We start from the raw sequence: 25,134 nt of genomic DNA, 5'->3' as shown, positions 1-25,134 counted from the left end.
TCCCCCCGGGCGCTCGCGCTGAGCGCCTTTTACCCACCGCCCCTCAACCGTTCAACATGTAGCGATCCCGCCTGCGGGGGAAGGTCCAGGGATGGACCCTATCCGCAGCCGGCGGCGGTTTACGGGGATAATAAGCATAAGCTTTTCATATGATCGGGATGCTTTGCGGCCGATCAATACTCATCGCTGCTGTTTTTTCTTGAGTTTGCAGGGGCGCAACATTGCACAGCACCGTGTTACCACAGACAAAAAAAGGCTGGCAGGCTACGCTGGATCTCCGCTTTCAATCTATCGGCGATAAAACGGTCCTGACCTCTTCCCGTCACGTTGGCCCGTTAACCGTCCAGCGCCCTTTTTATCCCGAAGAAGAAACCTGCCACCTCTATTTATTGCATCCGCCGGGCGGCATCGTTGGCGGCGACGAGCTGACGATTACCGCCGCCCTCGACGACGGCAGCCACGCGCTGATGACCATGCCCGGCGCCAGCAAGTTTTACCGCAGCAGCGGCGCGCAGGCGCATCTGCACCAGCGCTTCACCGTCGCGCCGCACGCTATTCTTGAATGGCTGCCGCAGGACGCCATTTTTTTCCCCGGCGCGCGGGCTAATCTGCAGACCACCTTCCATCTTCGCGCTACCAGCACGCTTTTAGCCTGGGATCTGCTGTGCCTCGGCCGCCCGGTGATGGGCGAAACCTTTAGCCACGGCACCCTCGCGAATCGGCTGGAGGTGTGGGTTGATGAGACGCCGCTGCTGGTAGAACGCCTGCGTCTCGCCGACGGCCAGCTGGCCTGCATTGCCCAGCGGCCGTGGATAGGAACGCTGCTGTTCTATCCGGCCAACGAGACCCTGCTCGACGGCGTGCGCGAACGGCTCACCGCGCTTGCTACCTACGCCGGCGCCAGCCTCACCGACGGCCTGCTGACGGTCCGATTTTTAAGTGATGATAATTTGCTGTGCCAGCGGGCGATGCGCGATATCTGGCAGTTTATGCGCCCGCATCTGACCGGGAAACTCCCGGTTCCTCCCCGAATCTGGCTGACCTAAGAGAACGCTATGGAACTGACCCCCAGAGAGAAAGATAAGCTGCTGCTGTTTACCGCCGCGCTGGTGGCGGAGCGCCGCCTGGCCCGCGGGCTGAAGTTGAACTACCCGGAAGCGGTGGCGTTAATTAGCGCCTTTATTATGGAGGGCGCCCGCGACGGCAATAGCGTGGCGGCGCTGATGGAAGAGGGCCGCCACGTCCTGAGCCGCAGTCAGGTGATGGAGGGCGTGCCCGAAATGATCCCCGATATCCAGGTCGAAGCCACCTTCCCGGACGGCTCGAAGCTGGTCACCGTCCACAATCCGATAATCTGAGGTGTCGCGATGATCCCAGGTGAGTACCAAGTGAAGCCCGGCCAGATAGCCCTTAACGTTGGCCGCATGACCCGCAGCATAATCGTTGAAAACCACGGCGACCGGCCTATTCAGGTGGGATCGCACTATCACTTCGCCGAAGTGAATCCGGCGCTGAAGTTCGACCGCGAGCAGGCGACGGGCTATCGCCTGAATATCGCCGCCGGTACCGCGGTCCGTTTTGAACCCGGGCAAAAGCGTGAAGTGGAGCTGGTTGCCGTTGCCGGCTCCCGCGCGGTGTACGGCTTTCGCGGGGCGGTGATGGGAAAACTGGAGGCAACCGATGAGTAATATTTCACGCCAGGCCTATGCCGATATGTTTGGCCCCACCACCGGCGATAAGGTTCGCCTCGCGGATACCGAGCTGTGGATAGAGGTCGAGGACGATCTCACCACCTACGGCGAAGAGGTGAAGTTCGGCGGCGGAAAGGTGATTCGCGACGGCATGGGCCAGGGGCAAATGCTCTCAGCGGAGTGCGTCGATCTGGTGCTGACCAACGCGCTGATCGTCGATCACTGGGGGATCGTGAAAGCGGATATCGGCGTCAAAGAGGGGCGCATCTTCGCCGTTGGCAAAGCGGGCAACCCGGATATCCAGCCTGACGTCACCATCCCTATCGGCGCGGCGACGGAAATCATTGCCGCCGAAGGTAAGATAGTCACCGCCGGCGGCGTCGATACGCATATCCACTGGATCTGCCCGCAGCAGGCGGAAGAGGCGCTGGTCTCCGGCGTCACCACCATGGTCGGCGGCGGCACCGGGCCGGCGGCGGGCACCCACGCCACCACCTGCACGCCCGGGCCATGGTATATCTCGCGGATGCTGCAGGCGGCGGATAGCCTGCCGGTTAACATCGGCCTGCTGGGTAAAGGCAACGGCTCCAACCCTGACGCGCTGCGCGAGCAGGTGGCGGCTGGCGTGATTGGCCTGAAAATCCACGAAGACTGGGGCGCGACGCCCGCGGCTATCAACTGCGCGCTGACCGTCGCCGATGAGATGGACGTTCAGGTCGCGCTGCACAGCGATACCCTCAACGAGTCCGGCTTTGTCGAAGATACCCTGGCGGCAATTGGCGGTCGCACCATCCACACCTTCCATACCGAAGGTGCCGGCGGCGGCCACGCGCCGGATATTATTACCGCCTGCGCGCACCCCAATATTCTGCCCTCTTCGACTAACCCGACGCTGCCCTACACCGTCAATACCATCGATGAGCATCTCGATATGCTGATGGTTTGCCATCACCTCGACCCGGACATCGCGGAGGACGTGGCGTTTGCCGAATCGCGCATTCGCCGCGAGACCATCGCCGCCGAGGACGTCCTGCACGATATCGGCGCCTTCTCGCTGACCTCTTCCGATTCGCAGGCCATGGGCCGCGTCGGCGAGGTGGTGCTGCGCACCTGGCAGGTCGCCCACCGCATGAAGGTCCAGCGCGGTCCGCTGGCGGAAGAGCGCGGCGACAACGATAACTTTCGCGTTAAGCGCTATATCGCGAAATACACCATAAACCCGGCGCTGACCCACGGTATCGCCCACGAGGTCGGCTCGATTGAGGCCGGCAAGATGGCGGACCTGGTGCTGTGGTCCCCGGCGTTCTTCGGCGTGAAGCCGGCGTGCGTGGTGAAGGGCGGGATGATTGCCATCGCGCCAATGGGCGATATTAACGCTTCGATTCCCACCCCGCAGCCGGTGCACTATCGGCCGATGTTCGGGGCGCTGGGCAGCGCCCGCCATCACTGCCGGCTGACCTTCCTGTCGCAGGCGGCGGTAGAGAGCGGCGTGGCGCAGCGCCTCAATCTGCACAGCGCCACGGCCACGGTGAAGGGCTGTCGAACGCTGCAGAAGGCCGACATGATCCATAACGGCCTGCAGCCCAATATTACCGTTGATGCGCAAACCTATGAGGTGCGTATTGACGGGGAGCTAATCACCAGCGAACCGGCAGAAGTGCTGCCGATGGCGCAACGTTACTTTCTGTTTTAAGGAGTCCGGATGCTGTATCTGACCCAACGCGTGGATGCGCCGGTGCAGGCAACGGCCAGCGTCACGCTGCCGATTGATGTGCGGGTAAAAAGTCGAATCAAAGTCACCCTTAACGACGGGCGCGAAGCGGGCCTGCTGCTGCCGCGCGGCCTGCTGCTGCGGGGCGGTGACGTGCTGAGCAATGAAGAGGGCAGCGAGTTCGTCGCGGTCGTTGCCGCCGATGAGGGCGTCTCCGTCGTGCGCTGCGAGGATCCGTTTACGCTGGCGAAAGCCTGCTATCACCTCGGCAACCGCCACGTTCCGCTGCAGATTATGCCCGGCGAGCTGCGCTACCACCACGACCACGTGCTGGACGATATGCTGCGCCAGTTCGGCCTGCAGGTGAGCTTCGCCCACCTGCCGTTCGAACCGGAAGCAGGCGCCTACGCCAGCGAGAGCCACGGGCACGCCCACGGTCATCATCACGATAGCGGCCACGACCACCATCACGGGCACGGTCACTAAATGCCGTCGCCGGAAAAACGCCTGCGGCTGATGCAGCTGGCCAGCAGCAACCTGCCGGTCGGCGGCTATAGCTGGTCGCAGGGGCTGGAGTGGGCAGTAGAAGCGGGCTGGGTGGCCGATACACCGGCCTTCGAGCGCTGGCAGCTGCAGCAGATGGAGCAGAGCTTTTTTACCGTCGATCTGCCGCTGTTCGCCCGCCTCTATCGCGCCTGCGAAGATAATAACCTGGCCGAGGCTCAGCGCTGGGCGGCGTACCTGCTCGCCTGCAGAGAAACCCGCGAGCTGCGCGAAGAGGAGCGTAATCGCGGGGCGGCGTTCACCCGACTGCTTGCCGACTGGCAGCCGGAGTGTCCCAAAGAGTGGCGGACGCTGTGCCAGCAAAGCCAGCTGGCCGGCATGGCCTGGCTTGGCGTGCGCTGGCAAATTAGCCTCCCCGACCTGGCGCTGAGCCTCGGCTACAGCTGGATTGAGGGCGCGGTAATGGCCGGCGTTAAGCTGGTGCCCTTTGGGCAACAGGCGGCGCAGCAGCTGATCATCCGCCTGTGCGATCGCTATGCGGCGGATATGGACAGCGCGCTTGCCGCCCCGGACGAGGCGATCGGCTCCTCCACGCCGCTGACCGCCATCGCCTCCGCCCGACATGAAACGCAGTATTCCCGACTATTCCGTTCTTAGGAGAAAGCATGAACAACTACAAACATCCGCTGCGCGTGGGCGTCGGCGGCCCGGTCGGTTCCGGGAAAACCGCGCTGCTGGAAGCGCTGTGTAAAGCCATGCGTAATACGTATCAGCTGGCCGTCGTCACCAACGATATCTATACCAAAGAAGATCAGCGCATCCTCACCGAAGCCGGCGCGCTGGAGCCGGAACGGATCGTCGGCGTCGAAACCGGCGGCTGTCCGCACACCGCCATCCGCGAAGACGCGTCGATGAACCTGGCGGCGGTGGAAGCGCTGAGCGAAAAATTCGGTAACCTCGAGCTTATCTTCGTCGAAAGCGGCGGCGATAACCTTAGCGCAACCTTTAGCCCCGAGCTGGCCGATCTGACCATCTACGTTATCGACGTGGCGGAAGGGGAGAAAATCCCGCGTAAAGGCGGCCCAGGGATCACCAAATCGGACTTCCTGGTGATCAACAAAACCGACCTTGCACCGTATGTGGGCGCCTCGCTGGAAGTGATGGAGCGCGACACCATGCGGATGCGCGGCGAGCGTCCGTGGGCCTTTACTAACCTGAAAAGCGGCGACGGCCTGCAGAGCATCATTGACTTCCTCGAAGACAAAGGCATGCTGCGCCGCTAGGCCGTGCACCATCCGGACGCGCCCGCGCCCGGATGGTGCATTCGACGCCCTCTTTTTATCCTCCCCTCCCCCGCGGCCCCTGCGGCGCCTGCTCTACGAAGTGGCATAAGGTTTGCTAATTACAGTCATACCTGACCATTAAGGAATGACTATGTCGTCACTGGATATAAAAACTGAGCTACCTGCGCAAACCGGCACCGCCGGCTCCCGTGAAACATTAGAAGATTACACCCTGCGCTACGCTCCGCTGAGCTTTCGCCGCTGGGGGCCAGGCGTCGTCGCCGTCACCGCGCTGGGCGGCATAGCCTACCTGGCCGACTTTTCTATCGGCGCCAGCATCGGCATGGCGTGGGGCACCACCAACGCCATTTACTCGATTCTGCTGGCCGCGCTGGTGATTTTCCTGACCGGTATTCCGCTGGCGATCACCGCCGCTCGCTATAACATCGACCTCGATTTAATCACCCGCAGCGCCGGATTCGGCTATTTTGGTTCGGTCATTACCAGCATCATTTTTGCCGGATTTACCTTTATCTTCTTCGCCCTTGAGGGCTCGATTATGGCGCAGGGGCTGCTGGTTGGCCTCGGGATCCCGCTGTGGATGGGCTACCTCATCGCCACCCTGATGGTGCTGCCGCTGGTCGTTTACGGCATGAAGGCCCTGACCCGTCTGCAGGTCTGGACCACGCCGCTGTGGCTGGTGCTGATGGTCGTGCCGGTGGCCTGGCTTATCGCCAAAGACCCGCAGCTGGTGGATGGCTTTATGAACTTTGCCGGCAAGAACGACGCCTCGCGCGTGGATTTAACCGCCATCATGCTGGGCGCCGGGGTGTGCCTGTCGCTGATCATGCAGATCGGCGAGCAGATTGACTATCTGCGCTTTATGCCGCCGAAAACGGCGGAGAACAGCAGGAGCTGGTGGCTGGCGGTCTTTTCCGCCGGTCCGGGCTGGGTGGTGCTGGGGGCGATCAAGCAGATTATTGGCGCCTTCCTCGGCTTCTACCTGCTGACCCGCTTCCCGGCGGTACATAACACCGAGCCGGTTCAGCAGTTCGTCAGCGTCTTTGATAACATGGTGCCCGGCTGGCTGGCACTGACCCTGGCCGTGGTGCTGGTGGTTATCTCGCAGATTAAAATTAACGTCACCAACGCCTACTCCGGCTCGCTGGCCTGGACCAGCGCCTGGACGCGCACCACCCGCAGCTATCCTGGGCGGATCGTCTTTGTTGTCGTCAACCTCGCCATTGCGCTGGCGCTGATGGAGGGCGATATGTTCAGCGCCCTGTCGTGGATCCTCGGCTTTTACTCCAACTTCGCCATTGCCTGGGTCGTGGTGGTGGCGACCGATATTACCGTCAATAAGGGCCTGCTGAAGCTGGCGCCGGCCCAGCCGGAGTATCGTCGGGGAATGATCTATAACGTTAACCCGGTGGGGGTGGTTTCCTTTGCTCTCGCCGCCGGGCTCTCTATCTGCGCGTTCTTCGGCCTGCTCGGCGCCACCCTCGCCCCGTTCTCGCCGCTGATTGCGCTGGTTATAGCGCTAGTGATGACGCCGCTGATGGGCATTCTGACCCGCGGGCGCTACTACATCAAACAGCACGATGATGGCATTGCCGAACCGCGCTATGACGCGCAGGGGAACGCCTCCACCACCGTGTATCGCTGCGTGACCTGCCGGGAAGAGTACGAGCGTCCGGACGTGATGCACTCGGCAAAACATCAGGGGGCCATTTGCTCGCTGTGTAAGAGTATGGAATAGCGAAGAACAGTAGAGTGCAAAAAGTCAGGCCGACGCGAGGTCGGCCTGTGAGCAGGATCAGGCCGCCGGCAGCTCGGCGAGCGGCCAGCGCGGGCGCACGGTGACGCCGAGGTCAGGCTTCGCGCCGGTCCGCAGGCGCACCATTCCGGCATAGGCGATCATCGCGCCGTTGTCGGTACAGAACTCGGGGCGGGCGTAAAACACTTCCCCGCCGCGCTTTTGCATCATCTCGGCCAGCTTCGCGCGCAGCGTGCGGTTGGCGCTCACGCCGCCCGCCATCACCAGCCGCTTAAAGCCGGTCTGATCCAGCGCCCGACGGCACTTAATCATCAGCGTATCCACCACCGCATCTTCAAACGCCCGCGCAATGTCCGCCCGGGTCTGGTCGTCATTCTCATTATTACGAATGGTGTTGGCGGCAAAGGTCTTCAGGCCAGAGAAGCTAAAATCCAGCCCCGGGCGATCGGTCATCGGCCGCGGGAAGACAAAACGGCCTTCGCTGCCCTGGGCGGCCATTTTAGAGAGCATCGGGCCGCCGGGATAATCGAGACCCAGCAGCTTGGCGGTCTTATCAAACGCTTCCCCTGCCGCATCGTCTATCGATTCGCCCAGCAGCTCATACTGGCCAATGCCGGTCACGCTAATCAGCTGGGTATGGCCGCCGGAAACCAGCAGCGCCACAAAAGGATAGTCCGGCGGATTATCTTCCAGCATCGGCGCCAGCAGATGCCCTTCCATATGGTGTACCGGGATCGCCGGGACGTTCCAGGCGAACGCCAGCGAACGGCCCACCGTGGCGCCAACCAGCAGCGCGCCGACCAGCCCCGGCCCGGCGGTGTAGGCAACCGCATCAATATCTTTCGCCGTCAGTCCGGCCTCTTTCAGCGCCGCCTGGATCAGCGGTACCGTTTTACGCACGTGATCGCGCGAAGCCAGCTCAGGCACCACGCCGCCGTAGTCAGCGTGAAGTTTCACCTGACTATACAATTGGTTGGCCAGCAGGCCTTGCTTATCGTCGTAAATGGCGATGCCGGTTTCATCGCAGGATGTTTCAATACCCAGTACACGCATGTCTTGTTTTACCTCGCTCTAATACCGCGCAGTTTAGGACCAATGCGGGTTGATGTATACCCTAAGAATTACAGGCAGCAGCGCGACGGGGGCCGGAGCCCACAAGGGATACGCGGCCAGGGCGGGCGGTAAAAGCCTGGCGCGGGACGCTCGCCGGCGCGGCGGACATAAAACTTTGTTCGCCCCAGCAAGAACCCTCGTGTATACTCCTCACCCTTATAAAAGTCCTTTCAAAAAGGGCGCAGGTGCTTTACAAAGCAGCAGTAGTTGCAGTAAAATTCCGCACCATTTTGAAATAAGCTGGCGCTGATGCCAGCAGCAAACCGAATTAATCAAAGGTGAGAGGCACATGCCGGTAATTAAAGTACGTGAAAACGAGCCGTTCGACGTAGCTCTGCGTCGCTTCAAGCGTTCCTGTGAAAAAGCAGGTGTTCTGGCGGAAGTTCGTCGTCGTGAGTTCTATGAAAAACCGACTACCGAACGTAAGCGCGCTAAAGCTTCTGCAGTGAAACGTCACGCGAAGAAACTGGCTCGCGAAAACGCACGCCGCACTCGTCTGTACTAATCTGTTGAGGGCTAAAGCCCTCAATTCAGGCTGAGTTGTAAGTTGTAAGGCCGTGCTTCCGGAAGGAATGCGCGGCTTATTTTCGTTTATGCATTAGCATATACACTCACCCCTTCAGGATGCATCAAAGCAGCATAAGAGCGAATCCCGGGAGCTGACTGACGTCGGCGGCAGGGGCGCATCGGCGCTGAAGCAGCTTGTTGGATCAGGTGTATAATTACGGGGCCTATGGCTGGACGAATCCCACGCGTATTTATCAATGACCTGCTGGCGCGAACCGACATCGTCGATCTTATCGACGCGCGGGTAAAGCTCAAAAAGCAGGGCAAGAACTACCACGCGTGCTGTCCATTTCATAACGAAAAAACCCCCTCTTTTACCGTCAACGGTGAAAAACAGTTTTATCACTGCTTCGGCTGCGGTGCGCACGGCAACGCCGTCGACTTCCTGATGAACTACGACAAGCTCGAGTTCGTGGAGACGGTCGAAGAGCTGGCCGCCATGCACAACCTTGAAGTGCCGTACGAAGCGGGCAATGGACCCAGTCAGATAGAGCGCCATCAACGGCAAAGTCTCTATCAGCTGATGGATGGTCTGAATGCGTTTTATCAGCAGTCTTTGCAGCAACCCGCCGCCGACCCTGCGCGCCAGTATCTGGACAAGCGTGGTTTAAGCAGCGAGGTCATTGCGCGCTTTGCGATTGGCTACGCGCCACCCGGTTGGGATAACGTTTTAAAACGTTTTGGCGGCAATCAAGAAAACCGCCAGTCGCTTATCGACGCCGGCATGCTGGTGACTAACGATAAGGGACGCAGTTACGACCGCTTCCGCGAACGGGTGATGTTCCCGATCCGCGATAAGCGAGGCCGGGTAATTGGTTTTGGTGGTCGCGTGCTGGGTGATGCCCTGCCGAAGTACCTTAACTCCCCGGAAACCGATATTTTCCATAAAGGTCGTCAGCTGTACGGCCTGTATGAAGCGCAGCAGAACAACGCCGAACCGCCGCGCCTGTTAGTTGTCGAAGGCTATATGGACGTCGTAGCGCTGGCGCAGTACGACATTAACTATGCCGTCGCGTCCCTTGGCACCTCGACGACAGCCGACCATATTCAGCTGCTGTTCCGGGCGACCAATCAGGTCATCTGCTGTTACGACGGCGACCGGGCGGGCCGCGAGGCAGCCTGGCGAGCGCTGGAGACCGCGCTGCCGTATATGACCGACGGCCGCCAGCTGCGCTTTATGTTTCTACCCGACGGTGAAGACCCGGATACGCTGGTGCGTAAAGAGGGTAAGGCCGCGTTTGAAGCGCGGATGGAGCAGGCTCAGCCGCTCTCCACGTTTTTGTTTAACAGCCTGCTGCCGCAGGTTGATTTGAGCACCCCGGACGGGCGCGCGCAGCTCAGCACGCTGGCGCTGCCGCTGATAACCCAAGTTCCAGGCGAGACGCTGCGCATCTATCTGCGCCAGGAGTTGGGCAACAAGCTGGGGATTTTAGATGACGCCCAGCTTGAACGTTTAATGCCAAAGCTGACAGAAAATGGCGCACCGCGCCCTGCTCCACAGCTAAAACGCACGACCATGCGTATACTGATAGGACTGCTGGTGCAAAATCCGGATCTGGCACCGCTGGTACCGCCTTTAGCGGGCCTGGATCAGCGTAGAATGCCGGGACTGGGCTTATTCAGCGAACTGGTTAACACCTGTCTGTCTCAGCCAGGTCTGACCACCGGACAACTTTTAGAGCAGTATCGCGGCACAAATGAGGCCGCCACCCTTGAAAAACTGTCGATGTGGGACGATATAGCAGATAAAGATATCGCGGAAAAAACCTTCACCGACTCGCTCAACCATATGTTTGATTCACTGCTTGAACTGCGACAGGAAGAGTTGATAGCTCGCGATCGCACGCACGGCTTAAGCAGCGAGGAACGCCGGGAGCTCTGGACTATCAGCCAGGAGCTGGCAAAAAAATGAATTGCACGGCTTAAGTGCCGAATATCGTTCGGGAAGCCCCCGACAGCCGCGCTGAGGCGCAGCGGCAATAATATAAGTACGCCCTCGCTTTAAATGCTGGCAGTTTGTCTGCCAACACCAATCAAACGAATTAAGTGTGGATACCGTCTTATGGAGCAAAACCCGCAGTCACAGCTGAAGCTTCTTGTCCAACGTGGTAAGGAGCAAGGCTATCTGACCTATGCCGAGGTCAATGACCATCTGCCGGAAGATATCGTCGACTCCGATCAGATCGAAGACATCATCCAAATGATCAATGATATGGGCATTCAGGTGATGGAAGAAGCACCGGATGCCGACGATCTGCTGCTGGCTGAAAACAGCAACAACACCGACGAAGATGCAGAAGAAGCTGCTGCACAGGTTCTGTCCAGTGTTGAATCAGAGATCGGACGCACGACCGACCCGGTGCGCATGTATATGCGCGAAATGGGTACCGTGGAACTGCTGACCCGCGAAGGCGAAATTGACATCGCTAAGCGCATCGAAGACGGGATCAATCAGGTCCAGTGCTCCGTTGCCGAATATCCGGAAGCCATTACCTATCTGCTGGAACAGTACGATCGCGTTGAAGCTGAAGAAGCGCGTCTGTCAGACCTGATTACCGGATTCGTCGATCCGAACGCCGAAGAAGACATGGCGCCAACCGCCACGCACGTCGGCTCCGAACTGTCTCAGGAAGAGATGGATGACGACGAAGAAGATGAAGAAGAAGAAGACGACGACAGCAGCGATGACGACAACAGCATCGACCCTGAGCTGGCGCGCGAGAAATTCGGTGAGCTGCGTACGCAGTACGAACTGACCCGCGACACCATCAAAGCAAAAGGCCGTAGCCACGCTGCAGCACAGGAAGAAATTCTCAAGCTGTCTGAAGTCTTTAAACAGTTCCGCCTGGTACCGAAACAGTTCGATTACCTGGTCGGCAGCATGCGTAGCATGATGGACCGAGTGCGTACTCAGGAACGCATCATCATGAAGCTGTGCGTCGAACAGTGCAAAATGCCGAAGAAAAACTTCATCACTCTGTTCACCGGCAACGAAACCAGCGAAACCTGGTTCAACGCGGCCGTGGCCATGAACAAACCGTGGTCTGAAAAGCTGCACGACGTCAAAGAAGACGTTCAGCGCGGCCTGATGAAGCTGCAGCAGATTGAAGAAGAAACCGGCCTGACCATCGAGCAGGTTAAGGATATCAACCGTCGTATGTCCATCGGTGAAGCGAAAGCCCGCCGTGCGAAGAAAGAGATGGTTGAAGCAAACTTGCGTCTGGTTATTTCTATCGCCAAGAAATACACCAACCGCGGCCTGCAGTTCCTCGACCTGATTCAGGAAGGTAACATCGGCCTGATGAAGGCGGTAGATAAGTTCGAATACCGTCGCGGCTACAAGTTCTCCACCTATGCAACCTGGTGGATCCGTCAGGCAATCACCCGCTCCATCGCGGATCAGGCGCGCACCATCCGTATTCCGGTGCATATGATTGAGACGATCAACAAGCTCAACCGTATCTCTCGCCAGATGCTGCAGGAAATGGGCCGCGAGCCGACGCCGGAAGAGCTGGCCGAGCGCATGCTGATGCCGGAAGATAAAATTCGTAAGGTGCTGAAAATCGCCAAAGAGCCGATCTCCATGGAAACGCCGATCGGCGACGATGAAGATTCGCATCTGGGTGATTTCATCGAGGATACCACCCTCGAGCTGCCGCTGGATTCCGCCACCACGGAAAGCCTGCGCGCTGCCACCCACGACGTTCTGGCCGGCCTGACCGCCCGTGAAGCGAAGGTCCTGCGTATGCGTTTCGGTATCGACATGAATACCGACCACACGCTGGAAGAAGTGGGTAAACAGTTCGACGTCACCCGCGAACGTATTCGTCAGATCGAAGCGAAAGCGCTGCGCAAGCTGCGCCACCCGAGCCGCTCTGAGGTTCTGCGTAGCTTCCTCGACGATTAATCGTCAGGCAATAAATGCAAAAAGCTCCCCACGGGGAGCTTTTTTTTTGCCCGGCGTTTACCCCCAGGCGCGAAGGCTATAGCCCGCGCGTCGCCAGCGCATCGTCAAGCTCGCGATACGCCTCCACCAGCTTATCGAGCGTCGCCCGGTTCAGTCCGCTGGGATTCGGCAGCACCCACAGCTCGGTCGCCCCGATGGTCGCCTGCTGCCTGCCCCACTTCACGCTGCGCGCCTGAAATGCCTTCTCGAAGGCCTGCTTGCCGAGAACCGCCAGCGCCCGCGGCTGATACTCCTCTATTTTGCGCACCAGCTCTCGCCCGCCGCTGCGCAGCTCCTGCAGCGCCACTTCGCTGGCCTGCACCGTCGGACGCTCCACCAGCATGGTGATCCCGCAGCGGGTGTCGAGCAGCTGGAGCTCCTCTTCCGGCTTCAGCAGCCGGTCGGTAAAGCCGGCCTGGTGAATCACCTTCCAGAAGCGGTTTCCCGCGTGCGCGAAGTGAAAGCCGGTATGGGCGGAGGATTTTCCCGGATTGATCCCGCAGAAGACCACCCGCAGGTTCGGTGCCAGAATATCGTTAATCATCTTGTCCCCTGCTCAATAGCTAAAAGCTAATTATAAAGGATTGAAAATGCGTTGTTTATAAAAACAGCAGCCGCGCGTTTTAGGCTGGATTGCATCTGCCAGTTACTTTATAATCCCTCGCCACGGCCCCTTAGCTCAGTGGTTAGAGCAGGCGACTCATAATCGCTTGGTCGCTGGTTCAAGTCCAGCAGGGGCCACCAATTTTTATCTTTAAAATCATATAATTAAGCCACTCTAGCGAGTGGCTTTTTTGTTGCTCCGTTTTTGAATGGCGATAAAATGGCGGTGAATTTTTTATCACTAGTTTCCTGAGCGCATAAAAAAACCCGCATGCGGCGGGCATTTACCGGAAATGTATCAGAGCCACAATGGCCGCTGACCACCGACAGTCGGGTGAGGTGGGGCCGGTACTATCGTACCTGGTGTAACAATAAAACGCTCCACCGATTCCATCGTTACAAACGTACAACTGCAATTTATGTTAGTGCACTGGTGGTAACGCTCTTTGGTATTCTCACTTAGATAGCGACTGGTACGCGCATGTGCCGCGTGCTGGCATTTCGGACAATGGAACATTGTTACACCCCTACATTCACATAATGTGAATAAATGATACACAACAACTCACCAAAAGCGAAAGACATTCATAGTTAGTTGATAAGGATGCCCATGAAACTCTTCAAAATAACGCTTCTATGTACTGTCGCAGCCCTTTCAAGCAATGCCATTTCGCAAAGCCTTGATGCTCAAACTTTAATTAAAAGCCTTAAACCGTGGCAGTCCATTGGAATTGTGGATAACACGGACTCTGTGGAAGTAAAGTTACCAACTGCCACTGTAACCTCGGATGCATATGAAGCATTGATATCATCGGGGGTCTGCACCCCTATTTGGGTTAAAAATGCCCCTGATGGATATCTCAAAAAGGCCAAAGAGATACACGTCGTTAATAAATTTTCAGCTCAGGGCTACACGTTCGAAAACCCTCTAATTACGTGTAAAAAAATGGGTGAACTGATGGACGATGAAGCAAAAAGTTTGATGTATGAAAACACCCACTTATACATTTCAAAATGAAGAAGACCACAACCCGTTTAATTACGGGTTGTTTCCCGCTTAATCATCTATGGCATCATATTCCACATCAGATAACCTCACCTCTAGCTCTAAGCTCGTCGTAAAGCCGCTATTACTCAGAGAGTGCATAACCTTCGCGATTGTCCATGATTGCTCGTCTATGACGCGCTTAAAGCCCGCAACCTGTACCGGCGTCTCAGGGTAAAGGTCTGCTCGCCCCGTCGCCAGCCTGATAGAAAACTCAGCAACACCACGTTGCAGTTTGTCCCATTTGGCCTGGGCGGCTCGCATGGCCTGGGCTTTGGTTGAAAAAATTGTCGTTATGGCAAACACGTTGTCATCCTCGCCGACCATGTATTCCCCTTCCCTGGCTTCCGGCGTCTTCACCGCTTTTTTCCTCGTTACTGGTTTTGCTTTCGGGTGCTGTAGCGCGCGTAAATGCTGCTCTTTAGGTTTACGTTTTAATGCTACCTTTTGTTTCTGAGGTTTCGGGTCTTTGGTGTGCAACCATTTTGCCGTAACGCCGGTATACGCCCCACGGTCAGCAATGGAAAACTGATGGCGGTCGCCATCGCTGCGGGTGATCGTGACCTGCGGAATGGCTTTTCCGCTGGCAGTCACTCCACGACCGGCTTTCAGAAAAAGTAACTTCCCCGCTTTTACCGAAACCTCACCGCCGTTTCGCTCGGCGAGACGGGTTAGAAATTTGGCGTCTGATTCCTGTGACTGGTCGATATGCGGAATTTTTATTCCGGCCAGTTCCGCCATGACGCTCGACGTCAGTTTGTTACGTGCCGCTATCGCCGCCACAATTTCGCCGAGCGTCTTATCATGCCAGGACTCTTCCCGACGTGAGTTCAGCGTTCCCCGAAAATCCGCACTGCGGGCGCGAATGGTCACCGTATCCGGCGCGCCATGATGTTCAACTTCATCGACGGTAAAACTTCCCTTACCCGTCAACGCAACGCCTTTCCACCCGAGGTAAAGCGTCAGTACCGCACCGCGTAACGGCAGCTCGACCAGCCCGTCAGCGTCGTCAAGCTCGATATCGAGCTGGTCGGCATCAAATCCGCGATTGTCGGTCATCGTCAGGCTCATCAATCGGTTACTGATATTGCCGGTAATGTCTTTGCTGTCGAGCATCAGCATAAAATCGGGCGTCAGTACGCCACCCGCATTCAGATTCAGCATATCCAGCATCAGCTAATCCCCACTATGCCAGCCGCTGAGGAGGCCATATTACCCGCCTTACCAATTAGCGATTTGCCCTGTTCGCCGATATCGCCATACAGCGCCGCAAGGGATTCATCCACGCGGGTGAGCGTCAGCGTAAAATCAATTTTGCGCGCCGTTCCGTCAGCAAAAAACAGGCTTCCTGTCTCGCTGATATTATTGATGACATACATACCGTAAATCGTGCCGGTACCGTCCAGTAACGGCCAGGCCCGCCCCTGGTCAGCCATCAGACGAATAGCCGTCATCGTCAGCTTTCCGCCGGTGAGCTCAGGGTAAAGCACTCCGGCCAGGGTGATTTTTTCCTCACCCGGCCCCAGAAACTGAAACGAATCCCGTTTACCAACGCGGGAGTTTGACGGCCACCGATATTCTGCGTCGCGTTGCATCGTCTGGTGTGGCAACGTCTGGCGCATAAAAACAAACATACCGAGTGCGAGCATCATTTCTCGTCACCTCCTATCCGTCGTGGTTCATGCTGGCACGCTGGCGGGCGCGTTTTTCACGCTCAAATTTTTCGAGCGCATCCTGTAGTTGGCGATCGAGCTGCGTGCCGTTACCACCACCATCAACGGAAATGTGATATTCGCTTTTACTCTGGTCGATGTAAGAACGTCCGGCGGGTGCAGTGACGGGTTGATATACCTGATAGCCGCTATAAGTACTGATAGCTGGGATATAAGAGTTACCCTGCGTGGCTGCATTTGCTTTTGCGGCAGTCTGGTCAAGCGTGCTGGACTCTTTGTTGATAATGCCGAGCTTTTCAAGCACCCAATCAATACCGCTGCGCAGCTTATTGAATGCTGTAAGCGGTAACGTAAGAGCGTCAGCCAGGCGCTGACCCAACAACACACCGGCATCACGAAAACTGTTTAAGGTTTCCTGCGATGATTTGACCGGCGCAATCAGGTTGTTAAACCAGTCCCATGCGGCTTTAAGTTTTCCGCCCAGCCAGTCAAACATCGGTTTAAGCGGCGTAAACAGTTCAGCTACTGGCGCAAATGCGACCCGCAACCCTTCAATCACGCCGCCGAAAAATGCGCTGATGGGCTCCCAATATTTACGGATGAGCAATGCCCCGGCGACAATCGCAGCCACAACAGCGACAACCGGCCAGGAAATCACACCAATAGCGGTAATGATGCCTCCGGCCACCGTTGTAAATACGGTACCGAGCGCGGTCGCAGCGGCGATGATGGCATTTACGCCCGTTATCACCGGCCAGGCAATCAGCCCAATGGCCCCAATCATCCCCACCACGCCTAGCGCCACGGCGGTAATCACCCCCAGCGTCTGCGCGAGCTCTTTATTTCGCTGGATCCACTTATCAAGTTTGAGCACGTATCCGGTCGCTGTCTGCACCAGTTTGCGTAATGAGGATTCCTGCTGGTCAAACAGGTCGGTGCCAACAGCCTCATACGCCGACTGAAATTCTTTAAAGTCGCCGCCGAGGTTATCCTGCATGACGTTAACCAGTTCCTCAGTTTTTCCGTCCGAGGCTTTAAATGCAGCAGTGAGCTGGTCCAGTTTTCCCGATTGAGCTGCGTTCATCAAAACAGCAGCGGCAGAGCTGGCCTCTTCGCCAAATATCGTTTTCATGTATTCAGCGCGTTGACCGGTACCCAGCTTATTTTTTTCAAAACTGGTCTGCATTTCCTTCAGAATGGTAAATATAGGGCGGGTGTTCCCTTTACTGTCTGCCGTTTTAATCCCGAGCTCTTTAATCGCCGCGTAGGCTTGCCCGGTTGGTGCCTGTAGTCTACTTAAAATGGCACGGCTCCCAGTACCAGCCATTGACCCCGTAATTTTCGCATCATGTAGTGCACCAACCATTGCAGCGGCTTCCTCAATACTGACACCGGCATTTTTTGCCACCGGCGCCGCATATGTCAGCGCATCACTAAGCCCGTCAAAATCGGCGGCGGTTTTATTCATTGTCATCGACAGGACATCACCGATGTGAGAGACCTGATCGTTAGTGAGCTGGAAGGCTGATTTCATCCCCATTAGCAAACCGGCGTTATCTTCCATCGTCCGACGGTTAGCCAGCGCCATATTAAGCGTGACGGGTGTCGCTGCCTGAATTGCTGCCGCATCGCCGCCCGCTTTCGCGATGATAATCTGAGCGCCTGCCGCATCATCAGCAGAGGCGGCAGTATTGTCGCCCAGCAAGCGGGCCTGCTTTCGCAGTGCCATCATTTCGGCTGATTCTTTCGCCACGCCGAGCACGGCCTGTAACTCGGAGTTTTTTTGCGCAAAATCATATCCCGGCTTCATAAGCGCCACACCGGCCAGCGTTCCGGTCGTTGCCATACCAACACCTGCGGCCCCCATTGCCGCCGCGTTTCCGGCCAACTCTTTACCGGCCTGATATCGCTGCTTCACCGCGTTTAGCTTTGCCTGTTGCGCGCTGACGCGCGCCAGTGCTTCACGCTGGCGATTGAGCTGTAACGTCGTTTCGCTTATTCGGTTTTTTAGCCCTTTTTCATCGTTAGCAAGATTACGGGTATTAATTCCCACTGCGCCGAGCTCACGCTGTTGCCGCTTAACTGACTCTGTAAGGCTATTGTATTTCTTCTGTAATCCTTCCGCAGAGCGTTTAGCTGATTCCAGTACCTGCGCCTGCGCACGGGTCGGGCGTTCAGTATTTTTAAACTGAGTACCTAAAGCTTCTGCCTCAGCTTTTGCTTTCTCAAGCGCATGACCAGTAACGGCGAGCTGCGCGCTGGTTTTGCGAAACCCGTCAATACGGGATGCCTGGCCATTCAGTTCACGCAGTGATTTTTGAGTGTCCCGGATATCACCAGACAGCGTTTTGCTCGCTGTCTGGATGGTTTTAAACGGGCGGGTCGCCTGGTCAACAGCCTTGAGTAATACCTGCAATTTAACGTCGTTACTCATTCGTGTTTCCGCTTCGCTGTAGCGCCTTTTCGCGCCAGGTGGTGAGCTCGGTCAGGCTCATGGGATATAACTCTGATGGCGGCCAGTGAAAAATCACCGCGATATCCGCCATCAGGTCATCGACCGACATATCTTTCGGAAAATTTAATCCGCCAAATTCGGCGACAAAAAACCGATCACCTTTGTTGCCAGCGCCATCAAATCGGGTAAATCCATCATGACGACATCCGACTCGGTGAGTGATGGGCTGGTCATACGCGGCAGCACTTTAATCAGGGCGTCGACTTCAGAGCGCGCAACGTCGGCCAGGCTGACACCGCGCAGGGTTCCGGCGTTGGGCTTCATCAGGGTGATTTTTTCGATTACCTGCTCGCCGCGTTTGATGGGGTTTTCCAGGGTGACGATGTTTTCTTTGCTCATGATTTTCTCGCTGTTTACGGATTCGGGATTAACCGGCCAGGCATGCTGGCCGGGGAAAAATTACAGGCCGATATTGCGGCGGTGCTGGTCGAGTCGGTCGACGCCGTTCACCTTCTCAATCATGTTGAGGACGTCGATTTCTACCAGCTCTTTACCGTTCATGGTCAGCTTGTAGTACGTGCAGACCAGCGATAATTTGCTGCTGGTATCCTCGCCCTGTTTGCTCTCGCCGTTATCGACTTCCTTCACCTTGAAACGGGTCTCAACTTCCACCGCCACGGTTTCGCCGGTATCGTCCCGCTGGTAAGAGCCTGCATAGCGCAGTAGCGTCCCGGTACCGACGGCACCGTAAAGCGACCAGATCGCATCATCAGGGAAGCCGCCGAGGGAAATCTCCATCGCCAACGCGTCATCGTCGAGGCCAAAATCGACAGGGGCCGAGCCTGACATCCCGCCGCCCCGGTAATTTTCCAGCTTACGGGTCAGCTTTGGCAGGGTGACGGACTCGATAACGCCGAGATAGCTGACGCCATCCAGAAACGTGTTCAGGTATTTGAGCTTGCGCGGCATTGCCATTGGTCAGGGCTCCTTAATTGCTGTTAACCGATGACACCAGATTCGCCAGGTATTTATCGGTAATGCGCTGGCGTAGCGTCAGGTTTTCGAGAGGGGGAACCGGCGTATAGTCGTAATCGATATACAGTTTCCCGGCTTTGAGGGTCGCCGCGTCGTTGGCCGATTCATCAAACCAGCAGGTCGCATCGACGATATAGCCCGCCGTTTTCATCTCGCGGAATTTCGCATTGATACCCGCAACGATGTCTTTAATCAGCGTGGCAGTGATCGGCTTGTCGACCGCCCACATGTGACCAGCGGCCATTGTGTCGGCGATAACCTGCGCGGTGCGGGTGTAGTTCTCAAACAGGAACAGCGGGTCATCGGAGCAGCAGCGGTTACCCCAGAATCGAAAACCATCTTTGCGAATGAGCGTGGTGACGCCAGCCTCGTTAAGCAGGTCGGCATCGGTGCCGGATTCCTGCAAATCCCAGAAGACCGACGCGCTGATGCCGGTGACGCCATTCACACCAACGTTTGACAGGGTTTTATGCCAGCCGGTGTCCTGGTCTATTTTGGCGCGCAGACCCAGCGCGCGGGCGGTCGCCCAGGCGGTTTCGGTCGCGTTCGCCGTGGTATCCCATGCCAGAAAATCCGGCCAGATAACCATCAGCTCACGCTGGCTGAAATTCTCGCGATAGAGCATCGCCTCGGAAATGTTCTGACAATCCCAGGCACTGATATAACCAAAGGCGCGCAGCTTCTGGCAAATCGGCGCGAGCGCGGTCGCCACCTCAAGGGAATCGAGACCCGGCACGCCGAGGATGCGCGGTTTAACGCCGGTGACGGCCTCCGCCGTGAGCAGCGCTTTCAGCCCGGTGTAATTGCCGCTTTCGTCGGTGCCGCCGATGATATTAGAGACAGTCTGCGCTTCAGCATCATCGCCGGTACCTTCGGCAACGCGCACGACGACAATGACCGGTTTCGACTGGTCGGCGATTGCCTGGAGGGATGCGGCCAGGGTGCCTTTTGTACCCGCTTTGGCAATGGCGCTTTGCACGCTGGTAATCAGTACGGGCTTATTGAGTGGGAAGGTGACGGCATCGGCATCGCTGGCCGTGCAGACCATGCCGATAATCGCCGTTGATACGGTGGAAATGACGCGGGTGCCGTCGTTAATCTCGACAACCTGGACGCCGTGATGAAAATCGCTCATCCGTTTAACTCCGTGGTTAAGGGTGAGCATTATTTTCAATCGTGGGGGAAGGGGTGACGAGTCATCCCCGCTGTAGCAGGAACGGCACAACAGGAATGACCGTCACAGGGTCAGGCGACGCGGCTCCAGCACATCAGCAGGGTGTGGGCTTCCACCACGCTGAACGATTTACCCTCGCCGAGGTTGGCAGTTTTGCCGGTGGTCGTGTGTTTGTGCGCCGGTTGCACAACTTCGTGCTGATGGTCTTCAGCTTCATCCGTGTCGCCCAGGTTTGCCGGGTTAAAACGCTGGCTGATATCACCACCAATCTCCCAGGGGTCTTCCCGGCTGGGTACGCCGCCATGTTTGTGCCTGCCGGCAGGTTCAGAGGTTAGCGTCGCCTCGGGCAATTCGCTGGTTTCGCCGGTAACGTCAATCTGCACGGCGGGCAGGTTAGTGCGCTGGAGCGTGACGGTATCACTGCCGCCGGTCGCGCCCACGTTCGAGCCGTCCGCCTTGCCGATACGGATAGATCTGTTTTCCCCGGTGTACTGCCACTGTGACCACGGCCATTGTTCATTCGGATTCAGGTTCTGACTGAAAAAGCGCGTGGTGCCGACGGGGTTGTCCTGCTCCCAGGCATCCCGCAACACCTGCCGGATGGCATCCTGCGTCGCGGTGTCCAGTGCCTGCAACTGCTCATCGGCATAGTCTTTGGCGTTATCTTCGGCCCGATTGACGTCCTCCGCCGTGGCAATCACCACCGACGGATTATCAGTGATGGTGACGGCATCGGTACTGCTGACCGCAATATTCATCCGCACTATCTGGTATTTCGCAGCCCCCTGCGATGACAGGGGCTTATAGGTCGGGGGCAGACTGGAAACCGCGATACAGACCCCGTCTTCATCATAGAGCGCGGCCTCGTTAGTCCAGAATCCGCCAGTCTGGGCTGAAATCAGCAGTTCCGATTCGATAATGCTGGCGGCGCTGTCGGCGACACGGATTTTGTTCAGAAAGCCCCGGTGACGCTCACTGACCAGCCCTGTCGCCTCCGGGGTCGGGGCAAGACTCTGACCATTGCCGTCACCCACCGCCATTTCGGTAAGGGTCAGCGCCTGACCTGCCGCATGGAGTCGCGCCAGCTTTTCCGCACCGGCGGTGGTCAGAATGGTGCTGAAAGTTAAATCAGGCATGATTATTCCTTATTCCGTCACAATGCCGTTTTCGATAATGTGAGTCAGCGTTTCTTCCGGCGTCATGCCCCGGTCGTAAAATTCCAGGAACATCAGTTTGTAGGAAAACGTTTTGTCCGCCGCCTCACCGACTTTAATCAACGCCTCGTACCAGTCGTTAAAGTTTTCATAGCTCTCAAAGCTTTCCATCACCAGTTCTCCAGATATGAGTTAACCTCACGGTCGTAATTATCCTTGCCGGTCAGCGTGACGCTGAGGGTCGAGCCATCCGCCGACACGGTGATGCTGACCGCAACGGATGAGCCGTCACCATATCCCCACGCACCGGACGGGCCGCTCTTCTGCTCGGATGAAATCACATTGACAGCCACGGTGGAGGTTTCATATTTCAGGCTCATCGGGACCCGGTAATATTCGGTATTGCCGTCTGGCGGGCGTCGGACCTCGATTTTCAGTATCCTGAAAACGGGTGACTGCCATGATTCGAGTGCTTTTTGCGTATGCGTGTAGGCTAAAGTCCCTTTAGCGCTGAGAATGCCTTTTTTCAGGGGGCGGCCAAAATACTCGCGACCATCCTCACACTGCGCCACCCCGGTATTACAGGTATCAGGAATGCCGATGCACCCGCTGATGTTTTTAATGGCGGTGGTTTTTTCCCGGATAATGCCGGAGACGGAAGTACACCCGGACAGGTCGCACCCGGCGGCAATCACTTTCATGTCGCCGGAATCACCCGTCGTGATAAAGGTGCGCTCCGGGCTGAGGTTGCCTTCGCCACTGTCTCCGCGACCGGCCTGCGTCATGACGTTGGACAGCATGATAAAGGAGCCGGCACCTTCGACCCGGAAATGACAGTTATCGTCAGAGCCTGCCAGGGCGCTTTTCCCGGAGCGCCTGATAACATGGTTACTGACAATCCATTGACCGCCGCCGGAAGCCACAAACGCGGCCAACCCGGCACGGTCGCATAACTCCCCGGAAACCTCATTCAGTTTTCCGCCGTAGGAATAATAGTTTTCCTTTTCATTCCATTCGTTACGAACGCCCAGGAAAACATTATTATTTGCGCCGGTCAGCAGGCTCACGCCGCGACCGTAATTTTTGTTAATCGTCGAGTCGATAACGCGGGAGTCAATCAGGTTATAAAAGCCGGTGACGTTCTCACTGACGTTAGTGTCTTTGACATAAAGCGTGCCGACGTAGTTACTCTTGCCAAATGCCGTTGCCCAGCGATATACCCCACAGCTGATAAAGCGACAACCGTTCAGCTGCGTGGTGCCCTGCATCAGATTCACGGACAGCGAACGGCCATCCAGCAGAACATTCATAAATGTCATGCGGCTGTTAAGGGTCATCAGGCGCGTCGCGCCCGGCAAAAGACGAATGACCGTACCGCAGCCATTGAATGAAGCATCCGTACTGATGGTGTAAGGCTTGCGGGCATGACCATGAATAATAAAACCGGACTGTGCGCCATCCACATCGCCGACGTTATAAACGCCCGGTACCGGCGGAAAATAAAGGGCAGTCTTACCGGCTTTAATGGCATCCTCAACCGCGCGGGACACGTCCACATCCACCCCGGCGGCATATTTCAGGGTCTGGATATCCGTTTCGTTTTTAATAAAATCAAAGATGGTCGCCTGCTCCTGAAAGCGGCTTTCCATGCTCTGATAACCGGCGGAAATAGTATCCCCCCAGCCAGCTGGACTTTTCAGGTCACCGCGCAGGGAGATGATCGCACCGCCCATGTCTTCACCTTGCTGCTCCGCAAGCTCTTTCAGGTATTGCGTGCGGTTGGCCAGCTGCTGCGCCTGCGTGTTGGCGACACCATTCACACCGCCCAGCACCCGGTCATTTCGTCGCAGGAGATAAATTTCTTCTTCCCACTGTGAAATCTCGTTAATTTTCATCGCTGGCATTCCCGGTAAACACACATTCGCCGTCAAAATACTGACGACCGTTATAAAAAATACTCATATCCGGCTCATAGCCCGCAGGCCAGACGCTGATAACATCCCCCTCGCTTACCGCCATGCCGTAATAAATGTCTCCCGCCGTCCGGGTGAGCATGGTGATGCCGGACAGGTGGCGACTGACCGGTTTTGTGATATCAATCCGCCTTTCCAGCTCGATTAACAGGGCCTCTGTAATACCTATATCATTCACATCGACGGTGATGCGGAATGTGCCTGCCGGGTCAGCTACCTGCCACCATTCCTCAACGGACAGGTTGTACCCCATGCTTTCCACCACCCGACGAAGGGCGGCGACGGTGCCTTTGCGCTGATGGAGCCAGAAGGATTCACCGATAACGCGGCGCTTCTCCTGTTCACTCCATCTCTCATCCCATCCGTCCACAGAAAAAGCCCAGGCCAGATACGGCAGGAACTTTGCCGGGCACTTCCAGGGGTTCCACAAATCACGCAGCGGCACAGATAAATCGCTGATGACGGCGCACGCTTCGGCGGCTCGTTGTTCCAGCACCGACGACCCGGTCGCCATCAGCGAGTTACTCATCGGAACCCCCGATCACGACACTGGTTTCGGTGCAGTACGCGGCCTGGGTTTTATCGAGCACGACGTCGGCCAGCGGTTCGCGCAGTTCGACGCGCTGGACACCCTGCACATGCAGCGCGGCATAGATGGCAGATCGTCGAATATCCCGACCGAGGCGGCGCTGCTCGGTGATATAGGCGGTTAACTGCGCTTTCGCGGCGGCTAGAATGGGCTCGGTCGCCGGGCCGGGGTAGACGTACAACACCGCATTGACCGCATAACTGACAATTTCGGCCGAGACGACTGTCAGGCGGTCACCGACCGGGCGCACGCTCTCATCATTCAGCGCGGTACTGACAGCCAGCAATAAATCATCCGATGCTGTGCCGTCACCTTCCCGCGACAGCACGGCGATAGTCACCTCAGCCGGGGCCGGGCTGTTCGCCGAGGCATCCGCGACACGACCATCGGCGCTCAGGGCGTGAAATTCATAGGCACCGGTTGGCCCGGCGACACTCATCCCCTCAAATGCGGCCGGTACACGCTGGCGCAAATCGCTGTCGGATTCCATGACCGCCGCCACCGGCGGGATTTGGGTATCGTCTTCGGGGGTAATGACCAGGCGCTCAACGTTATTATTTGCCGCGAGCTGGTCGAGGTCGTTTTTGATGGCATAGGCCACCATCCCGGCTTTCGCCGCCTCGTTAATGCGCTGGCGTAAAATCACCTCGCGATAGGCATTCTCTTCGAGATATTTCACCAGTGGCTCTGACTCCAGCGTCAGCGTCCTGGCGACCGCTTCCTGCTCGTCTTCCGGGTACAGTGAAATCAGCGTCGCTTTGCGCTCGGCGAGGATGGCTTCAAAATCCAGCGTTTCCACCACATCAGGCGCGGGGAGCTGGCTCAGGTCGATAACTGCCAT

Annotated in this window: 27 protein-coding genes, 1 tRNA gene and 1 pseudogene; 13 read left to right on the top strand and 16 right to left on the bottom strand. The window is 57.2% G+C overall.

Annotated elements, in window-relative coordinates; genetic code table 11:
• Positions 1–148: 148 nt before the first annotated feature.
• Positions 149–232 (bottom strand): annotated as a pseudogene (locus HCK03_RS26250) (short-chain dehydrogenase); the annotation flags it as partial.
• On the opposite strand from HCK03_RS26250, the gene HCK03_RS03395 reads away from it, so the two are divergent.
• The 8 genes from HCK03_RS03395 (at position 222) to HCK03_RS03360 (ending at position 6,948) form a co-directional block, all read left to right on the top strand.
• Entirely contained in the window at positions 222–1,046 is an 825-nt protein-coding gene (locus tag HCK03_RS03395; RefSeq protein ID WP_135183947.1) for an urease accessory protein UreD, read from the top strand. The pseudogene HCK03_RS26250 and the gene HCK03_RS03395 overlap by 11 nt on opposite strands.
• 9 nt (positions 1,047–1,055) lie before the next feature.
• Entirely contained in the window at positions 1,056–1,358 is a 303-nt protein-coding gene (locus HCK03_RS03390; protein WP_041147294.1) for an urease subunit gamma, read from the top strand.
• A 9-nt stretch (positions 1,359–1,367) separates the two neighbouring features.
• Positions 1,368–1,688, top strand: a complete 321-nt coding sequence (locus tag HCK03_RS03385) for an urease subunit beta (RefSeq protein WP_041147295.1) — start codon at positions 1,368–1,370, stop codon at positions 1,686–1,688.
• Complete coding sequence (ureC, locus tag HCK03_RS03380; RefSeq protein WP_041147296.1) at positions 1,681–3,384, top strand: urease subunit alpha; 1,704 nt, start codon at positions 1,681–1,683, stop codon at positions 3,382–3,384. The genes HCK03_RS03385 and ureC overlap by 8 nt, the downstream gene beginning before the upstream one ends.
• Positions 3,385–3,393: 9 nt before the next feature.
• Entirely contained in the window at positions 3,394–3,888 is a 495-nt protein-coding gene (ureE, locus tag HCK03_RS03375) for an urease accessory protein UreE (protein WP_041147297.1), read from the top strand.
• Complete coding sequence (locus HCK03_RS03370; protein ID WP_148250320.1) at positions 3,889–4,563, top strand: urease accessory protein UreF; 675 nt, start codon at positions 3,889–3,891, stop codon at positions 4,561–4,563. It begins immediately after the preceding gene.
• Between the two features lie 8 nt (positions 4,564–4,571).
• Positions 4,572–5,189, top strand: a complete 618-nt coding sequence (gene ureG, locus HCK03_RS03365; RefSeq protein ID WP_041147299.1) for an urease accessory protein UreG — start codon at positions 4,572–4,574, stop codon at positions 5,187–5,189.
• A 151-nt stretch (positions 5,190–5,340) separates the two neighbouring features.
• Complete coding sequence (locus tag HCK03_RS03360) at positions 5,341–6,948, top strand: purine-cytosine permease family protein (protein ID WP_041147300.1); 1,608 nt, start codon at positions 5,341–5,343, stop codon at positions 6,946–6,948.
• 57 nt (positions 6,949–7,005) lie between these two features.
• On the opposite strand, the gene tsaD is transcribed toward HCK03_RS03360, so the two are convergent.
• Positions 7,006–8,019 carry a tRNA (adenosine(37)-N6)-threonylcarbamoyltransferase complex transferase subunit TsaD gene (gene tsaD / locus HCK03_RS03355; RefSeq protein ID WP_041147301.1) on the bottom strand — a complete coding sequence of 338 codons (1,014 nt, stop codon included), beginning with the start codon at positions 8,017–8,019 and terminating at the stop codon, positions 7,006–7,008.
• Positions 8,020–8,368: 349 nt separating this feature from the next.
• Between tsaD and rpsU the strand changes: the two genes are divergently transcribed.
• The 3 genes from rpsU (at position 8,369) to rpoD (ending at position 12,553) form a co-directional block, all read left to right on the top strand.
• The gene (gene rpsU, locus HCK03_RS03350; RefSeq protein ID WP_001144069.1) at positions 8,369–8,584 is read left to right on the top strand and encodes a 30S ribosomal protein S21; all 216 of its coding nucleotides are present in this window, start codon (positions 8,369–8,371) and stop codon (positions 8,582–8,584) included.
• Positions 8,585–8,812: 228 nt separating this feature from the next.
• A complete protein-coding gene (gene dnaG / locus HCK03_RS03345) occupies positions 8,813–10,558 on the top strand; it encodes a DNA primase (RefSeq protein WP_041147302.1) in 1,746 nt (581 codons plus the stop codon).
• Positions 10,559–10,708: 150 nt separating this feature from the next.
• The gene (gene rpoD / locus HCK03_RS03340) at positions 10,709–12,553 is read left to right on the top strand and encodes an RNA polymerase sigma factor RpoD (RefSeq protein ID WP_041147303.1); all 1,845 of its coding nucleotides are present in this window, start codon (positions 10,709–10,711) and stop codon (positions 12,551–12,553) included.
• A 76-nt stretch (positions 12,554–12,629) separates the two neighbouring features.
• Here rpoD and mug read toward each other — a convergent pair whose 3' ends face one another.
• On the bottom strand, positions 12,630–13,136 hold the full coding sequence (gene mug / locus HCK03_RS03335; protein WP_041147304.1) for a G/U mismatch-specific DNA glycosylase: 507 nt from the start codon (positions 13,134–13,136) through the stop codon (positions 12,630–12,632).
• A gap of 124 nt (positions 13,137–13,260) precedes the next feature.
• Between mug and HCK03_RS03330 the strand changes: the two genes are divergently transcribed.
• Positions 13,261–13,336: transfer RNA gene (locus tag HCK03_RS03330), tRNA-Ile, on the top strand.
• Between the two features lie 157 nt (positions 13,337–13,493).
• Here the strand turns inward: HCK03_RS03330 and HCK03_RS03325 are convergent.
• The gene (locus HCK03_RS03325; protein ID WP_032420109.1) at positions 13,494–13,712 is read right to left on the bottom strand and encodes a DNA-binding transcriptional regulator; all 219 of its coding nucleotides are present in this window, start codon (positions 13,710–13,712) and stop codon (positions 13,494–13,496) included.
• A gap of 93 nt (positions 13,713–13,805) precedes the next feature.
• On the opposite strand from HCK03_RS03325, the gene HCK03_RS03320 reads away from it, so the two are divergent.
• Entirely contained in the window at positions 13,806–14,213 is a 408-nt protein-coding gene (locus HCK03_RS03320; RefSeq protein WP_167691147.1) for a hypothetical protein, read from the top strand.
• A gap of 39 nt (positions 14,214–14,252) precedes the next feature.
• Here HCK03_RS03320 and HCK03_RS03315 read toward each other — a convergent pair whose 3' ends face one another.
• The 12 genes from HCK03_RS03315 to HCK03_RS03260 all read right to left on the bottom strand — a co-directional run bounded on the left by HCK03_RS03315 (position 14,253) and on the right by HCK03_RS03260 (position 25,134).
• The gene (locus tag HCK03_RS03315) at positions 14,253–15,413 is read right to left on the bottom strand and encodes a phage late control D family protein (RefSeq protein WP_167691146.1); all 1,161 of its coding nucleotides are present in this window, start codon (positions 15,411–15,413) and stop codon (positions 14,253–14,255) included.
• Positions 15,413–15,892, bottom strand: a complete 480-nt coding sequence (locus HCK03_RS03310; RefSeq protein WP_167691145.1) for a phage tail protein — start codon at positions 15,890–15,892, stop codon at positions 15,413–15,415. The genes HCK03_RS03315 and HCK03_RS03310 overlap by 1 nt, the downstream gene beginning before the upstream one ends.
• Before the next feature lie 13 nt (positions 15,893–15,905).
• Positions 15,906–18,347, bottom strand: coding sequence for a phage tail tape measure protein (locus HCK03_RS03305; RefSeq protein WP_167691144.1), 2,442 nt, complete (start codon positions 18,345–18,347; stop codon positions 15,906–15,908).
• Positions 18,340–18,459, bottom strand: coding sequence for a GpE family phage tail protein (locus tag HCK03_RS03300; protein ID WP_014343413.1), 120 nt, complete (start codon positions 18,457–18,459; stop codon positions 18,340–18,342). Before HCK03_RS03300 ends, HCK03_RS03305 begins: the two co-directional genes overlap by 8 nt.
• A gap of 32 nt (positions 18,460–18,491) precedes the next feature.
• Positions 18,492–18,767 (bottom strand): phage tail assembly protein, encoded by a 276-nt coding sequence (locus tag HCK03_RS03295; RefSeq protein WP_004195711.1) that lies wholly within the window; start codon positions 18,765–18,767, stop codon positions 18,492–18,494.
• 60 nt (positions 18,768–18,827) lie between these two features.
• On the bottom strand, positions 18,828–19,343 hold the full coding sequence (locus HCK03_RS03290) for a phage major tail tube protein (protein WP_014343412.1): 516 nt from the start codon (positions 19,341–19,343) through the stop codon (positions 18,828–18,830).
• 13 nt (positions 19,344–19,356) lie between these two features.
• Positions 19,357–20,538 (bottom strand): phage tail sheath protein, encoded by a 1,182-nt coding sequence (locus HCK03_RS03285; RefSeq protein ID WP_167691143.1) that lies wholly within the window; start codon positions 20,536–20,538, stop codon positions 19,357–19,359.
• Positions 20,539–20,648: 110 nt separating this feature from the next.
• Positions 20,649–21,713: a phage tail protein gene (locus HCK03_RS03280; RefSeq protein WP_167691142.1), complete on the bottom strand. Its 1,065-nt coding sequence runs from the start codon at positions 21,711–21,713 to the stop codon at positions 20,649–20,651.
• 9 nt (positions 21,714–21,722) lie between these two features.
• The gene (locus tag HCK03_RS03275; RefSeq protein ID WP_167691141.1) at positions 21,723–21,902 is read right to left on the bottom strand and encodes a hypothetical protein; all 180 of its coding nucleotides are present in this window, start codon (positions 21,900–21,902) and stop codon (positions 21,723–21,725) included.
• Complete coding sequence (locus HCK03_RS03270) at positions 21,902–23,626, bottom strand: hypothetical protein (protein WP_167691140.1); 1,725 nt, start codon at positions 23,624–23,626, stop codon at positions 21,902–21,904. The genes HCK03_RS03275 and HCK03_RS03270 overlap by 1 nt, the downstream gene beginning before the upstream one ends.
• Complete coding sequence (locus tag HCK03_RS03265; protein WP_167691139.1) at positions 23,616–24,233, bottom strand: phage tail protein I; 618 nt, start codon at positions 24,231–24,233, stop codon at positions 23,616–23,618. The genes HCK03_RS03270 and HCK03_RS03265 overlap by 11 nt, the downstream gene beginning before the upstream one ends.
• Entirely contained in the window at positions 24,226–25,134 is a 909-nt protein-coding gene (locus HCK03_RS03260) for a baseplate assembly protein (protein ID WP_167691138.1), read from the bottom strand. The genes HCK03_RS03265 and HCK03_RS03260 overlap by 8 nt, the downstream gene beginning before the upstream one ends.

The sequence above is a fragment of the Klebsiella terrigena genome (assembly GCF_012029655.1).
In the GTDB taxonomy this organism is placed as follows: Bacteria; Pseudomonadota; Gammaproteobacteria; order Enterobacterales; family Enterobacteriaceae; genus Klebsiella; species Klebsiella terrigena.
Note: the sequence above shows the minus strand (reverse complement) of the source record. Positions and strands in the feature narration are given on the sequence as shown.

Bases quoted from the DNA above. Each gene is read 5' to 3' on its own strand.
- HCK03_RS03390 (WP_041147294.1), top strand. From the start codon at position 1,056: ATGGAACTGACCCCCAGAGAGAAAGATAAGCTGCTGCTGTTTACCGCC.
- HCK03_RS03385 (WP_041147295.1), top strand. From the start codon at position 1,368: ATGATCCCAGGTGAGTACCAAGTGAAGCCCGGCCAGATAGCCCTTAAC.
- ureC (WP_041147296.1), top strand. From the start codon at position 1,681: ATGAGTAATATTTCACGCCAGGCCTATGCCGATATGTTTGGCCCCACC.
- ureE (WP_041147297.1), top strand. From the start codon at position 3,394: ATGCTGTATCTGACCCAACGCGTGGATGCGCCGGTGCAGGCAACGGCC.
- HCK03_RS03370 (WP_148250320.1), top strand. From the start codon at position 3,889: ATGCCGTCGCCGGAAAAACGCCTGCGGCTGATGCAGCTGGCCAGCAGC.
- ureG (WP_041147299.1), top strand. From the start codon at position 4,572: ATGAACAACTACAAACATCCGCTGCGCGTGGGCGTCGGCGGCCCGGTC.
- HCK03_RS03360 (WP_041147300.1), top strand. From the start codon at position 5,341: ATGTCGTCACTGGATATAAAAACTGAGCTACCTGCGCAAACCGGCACC.
- tsaD (WP_041147301.1), bottom strand. From the start codon at position 8,019: ATGCGTGTACTGGGTATTGAAACATCCTGCGATGAAACCGGCATCGCC.
- rpsU (WP_001144069.1), top strand. From the start codon at position 8,369: ATGCCGGTAATTAAAGTACGTGAAAACGAGCCGTTCGACGTAGCTCTG.
- dnaG (WP_041147302.1), top strand. From the start codon at position 8,813: ATGGCTGGACGAATCCCACGCGTATTTATCAATGACCTGCTGGCGCGA.
- rpoD (WP_041147303.1), top strand. From the start codon at position 10,709: ATGGAGCAAAACCCGCAGTCACAGCTGAAGCTTCTTGTCCAACGTGGT.
- mug (WP_041147304.1), bottom strand. From the start codon at position 13,136: ATGATTAACGATATTCTGGCACCGAACCTGCGGGTGGTCTTCTGCGGG.
- HCK03_RS03325 (WP_032420109.1), bottom strand. From the start codon at position 13,712: ATGTTCCATTGTCCGAAATGCCAGCACGCGGCACATGCGCGTACCAGT.
- HCK03_RS03320 (WP_167691147.1), top strand. From the start codon at position 13,806: ATGAAACTCTTCAAAATAACGCTTCTATGTACTGTCGCAGCCCTTTCA.
- HCK03_RS03315 (WP_167691146.1), bottom strand. From the start codon at position 15,413: ATGCTGGATATGCTGAATCTGAATGCGGGTGGCGTACTGACGCCCGAT.
- HCK03_RS03310 (WP_167691145.1), bottom strand. From the start codon at position 15,892: ATGATGCTCGCACTCGGTATGTTTGTTTTTATGCGCCAGACGTTGCCA.
- HCK03_RS03305 (WP_167691144.1), bottom strand. From the start codon at position 18,347: ATGAGTAACGACGTTAAATTGCAGGTATTACTCAAGGCTGTTGACCAG.
- HCK03_RS03300 (WP_014343413.1), bottom strand. From the start codon at position 18,459: ATGGCGGATATCGCGGTGATTTTTCACTGGCCGCCATCAGAGTTATAT.
- HCK03_RS03295 (WP_004195711.1), bottom strand. From the start codon at position 18,767: ATGAGCAAAGAAAACATCGTCACCCTGGAAAACCCCATCAAACGCGGC.
- HCK03_RS03290 (WP_014343412.1), bottom strand. From the start codon at position 19,343: ATGGCAATGCCGCGCAAGCTCAAATACCTGAACACGTTTCTGGATGGC.
- HCK03_RS03285 (WP_167691143.1), bottom strand. From the start codon at position 20,538: ATGAGCGATTTTCATCACGGCGTCCAGGTTGTCGAGATTAACGACGGC.
- HCK03_RS03280 (WP_167691142.1), bottom strand. From the start codon at position 21,713: ATGCCTGATTTAACTTTCAGCACCATTCTGACCACCGCCGGTGCGGAA.
- HCK03_RS03275 (WP_167691141.1), bottom strand. From the start codon at position 21,902: ATGGAAAGCTTTGAGAGCTATGAAAACTTTAACGACTGGTACGAGGCG.
- HCK03_RS03270 (WP_167691140.1), bottom strand. From the start codon at position 23,626: ATGAAAATTAACGAGATTTCACAGTGGGAAGAAGAAATTTATCTCCTG.
- HCK03_RS03265 (WP_167691139.1), bottom strand. From the start codon at position 24,233: ATGAGTAACTCGCTGATGGCGACCGGGTCGTCGGTGCTGGAACAACGA.
- HCK03_RS03260 (WP_167691138.1), bottom strand. From the start codon at position 25,134: ATGGCAGTTATCGACCTGAGCCAGCTCCCCGCGCCTGATGTGGTGGAA.